Source organism: uncultured Holdemanella sp. (assembly GCF_934772795.1).
Taxonomy (GTDB): Bacteria; Bacillota_I; Bacilli_A; order Erysipelotrichales; family Erysipelotrichaceae; genus Holdemanella.
On sequence record NZ_CAKVMR010000106.1, the window covers coordinates 1 to 3,230 of the forward strand.

2 protein-coding genes are annotated in these 3,230 nt (G+C 35.6%); both read left to right on the top strand.

Features of this window, described 5'->3' with window-relative positions; genetic code table 11:
* Positions 1-201: 201 nt before the first annotated feature.
* Positions 202-1,530: an extracellular solute-binding protein gene (locus Q0F04_RS11540; protein ID WP_295753437.1), complete on the top strand. Its 1,329-nt coding sequence runs from the start codon at positions 202-204 to the stop codon at positions 1,528-1,530.
* Positions 1,531-1,541: 11 nt separating this feature from the next.
* Positions 1,542-3,182 (top strand): LuxR family transcriptional regulator, encoded by a 1,641-nt coding sequence (locus tag Q0F04_RS11545; RefSeq protein WP_295753439.1) that lies wholly within the window; start codon positions 1,542-1,544, stop codon positions 3,180-3,182.
* Positions 3,183-3,230: the final 48 nt, after the last annotated feature.

The following is a 3,230-nucleotide window of genomic DNA, read 5'->3' on the forward strand; positions in this document are numbered from 1 at the left end:
TATGATAAAATATAAATCAGGAGAGAACTAGGCTTTATAAAAAAAGCCCACACTCGTAAGAGTGTGTTAGTTCAATGTTCTTGGAAAGCACTTTCAATCTTATGTAATCAACTTACAAATTCATTATAGAAAGTATTATAAAAATTACCCCACCCCAAAATTCAAAAAGGGTGGGAAAAGCGGTATATAAAGGGGAAATTTATGAAAAAAGTTATAAAATCGGCAGTAGCGATAGCTCTTTGCCTATCCAGTTTATATGGGTGTTCATCTAAAACCACCCTCGATAAAAACAACCCAGTTACACTCACAATGTGGCATGTATATGGAGAACAAGTCAATTCTCCAATGAACCAATTGGTAGCTGAATTTAATGAGACCGAAGGAAAAGAAAAGGGCGTTATTATCAATGTGACGAAGGTCACAAACGCAAGTAAAATTGGACAAGAATTAGAAGCAAGTCTAGCCAAAGAACCGGGCGCAGATCCCATGCCAGATTTGTATACAGGACATATTCATAACGCGAAACAAGTGGGATTAGAAAATAGTGTGGTATGGAACGATGTATTCTCGAAGAAAGAAATTAACAATTTTGTCGATGAATTTTTAGATGCTGGTATGTTAGAAGATAAGCTAGTCGACCTTCCACTATCCAAATCCACGATTGTATTCTTTATGAATGGTACACAATTTAAAAAATTTTCAAACGATACACAAGTCACATTGAATGACTTTGAAACATGGAATCAAGTCTTTAAAGTCGCCGAAACATATTATGAATGGTCAAATGGAAAACCACTTTGTTGTTTTGACTACGTTTTAAACTCCATTGAATCTTATGCGATCGCATTAGGCTCTAAACATATGTTTAATGAGAATGGCTGGTATAATACGGAAGACAAAGAATTTCAAGAAGCCTTTAGAACCTTTTTAGAACCATTGATCAAAGGCCATATTTCTGCTTCAGATTTCTATTCAAGTACGCAACTTACAACGGGAGAAACACTCATTGGTGTATCTAGCAGTGCCGCCTATCTTTATTTAAATGACATCGTTACATATCCAGATAATACAACGGAACCATTAAATGCGATTGCCCTGCCTTATCCAAAGGCCGATAAAGACCATGCCCTCATGACACAAGCTGGTGTTGGATTATGTGCCTATAAGACAACCGATCAGAAACAAGAAGCCGCTAGTGTTTTTGCGCATTGGCTTGTCGAGCCAAAACGCAATGTGGACTTTGTGATTCAAGGCGGTTATATGCCGGTCACAAAAAAGGCATTTAAAAACTTAAAAAATGAAAAATTTGAAGATGAAGAAACACAATCTTTATACAATACACTGACCGAAATGAAATCCGACTATACCGTTATCTCTAGAGATGTTACATATGCGGTTTCTAGAAAGGCCTATGCTTTCTATGATCAGATTCGCAAAAACCAACCTCAATGGAAGGCAAGATATGAAGCTGGAGAAGACATGGATATACTTGTACAAGAGGCCATGGACATATTAAAAAGTCTTTCATGAGGTTTTAAGTTATGCAGTTAAGTTTTAAGAAAAAAGAAAAATCCATGAAACGAAAGCTCTTTATCTACATGTTTTTCCTTGTCACAGCCATCAGTGTCACTCTATTAATGGGACTCTTCCTATTTGGTCGACTTGGAACAACGGAACAAGACTTTCATAAAAAACTATCCATTCAAAGTGAATACTTCACAAAGAATATGGAATCCTATTGGGATGATCTTGCCTCTATGAATATCGCTCTAGGCGAAACTATGCAAAGTACGTTAGAAACAAGCCTTGAAAAACAAGGATTGACATTTAGTCAGCTACAAGATAATCCGAATGCTCTTTATTCATTAGAAAACGATTTAATTCAGCCATTAAGCCAATTTTTAGAACGTGCCAATTGTTCCGGCGCCTATATTCAGTTAGATACAACGATCAACTCAACACTTGAAAATGCGAACAATCAACGTAGTGGTGTCTATCTACAAAAAGACTCTACATCTGTCTCTAAAGAAGACTTGATCTTATATCGTGGGATTGCCAATGTCGGCAAAAAACATGGCATTATGCCCCATCGTAAATGGCGCCAAGAATTTGATATAACTTTAGTACCGGATTATGAAGAATTAAAAACGGGTGATTTTGATTATTCCCTATCGGATATCATTCAACTTCCCTATACCGAAGAAAGAATTGCCCTTTTAAGAGTTCCATTGATAGGAAAAGATGGTACTTTCTATGGATTATGTGGTTTCGAGATCAGCCAAAGCTGGTTTAAATTTATACATACACAACCTTCCACATTAAATCATTTAACCTGTCTCTTAGTTCCGGATGACACAAAAATTCTAACAGAAGAAGGCTTTAGTACCGGAAGTCGAAACGGATTCTATTATTTGCCAAAAGGCAGTCTTGAAGTCAAACAAATGAGTAATGGCCTATTAAAAATCATAGGTCAAGATCGTAGCTATATTGGTTTTAAAAGTCGCGTACCGATCTCAAAGAATCAAACTTATTCAACATTCGTGATGATTTTGGATTCCGACTATAATCGTGCCATTGCGAAAAGTAATGTAGAACTCTTCTTCTTTACCGTCCTACTTTTATTATTTGTATTACTTGGCTGTTCTTACTTTAGTCAAAGATATCTAACACCTATCTTACAAGGTCTTGATCAACTGCGAAAAGATAAAAAGAATCAAACACGTTATTCTGTTCAGGAAATTGATGACTTATTAGATTTTCTATCGATACAAGACTATGAAGTTGAAAACAAGATGTTAAGTTTAGAACTTGAGATGCAGGAAAATCGCAAGAAGCTTGAACAAATTGAAAATGAACATGAACTCATTCAAAGAGAATATGATAAGGCAAGAATGGAAGTCGAGCGTCTGGCAAAAAAGCGTGAAGTTGATGTAGATGAAGAAGAATATAATCGTTTCCTTGAATGTCTTGCGACATTGACTCGCAAAGAAAAAGAGATCTTAGATCTCTATGTGAAAGGATATTCAAGTAAGGATATTCTAGAAACATTAAATATTACAGACAATACATTAAAGTATCACAATCGTAATATTTATAGTAAGCTTGGCGTAAAATCAAGAAAACAATTATTGATGTACATGACATTATTAAACAAGGGTAACCAAAATCATTTAGGGTTTTAGCGCAATCATTTGGGGCCTAGTTCGGGGTCTGTGAATATTCGTTAAAAT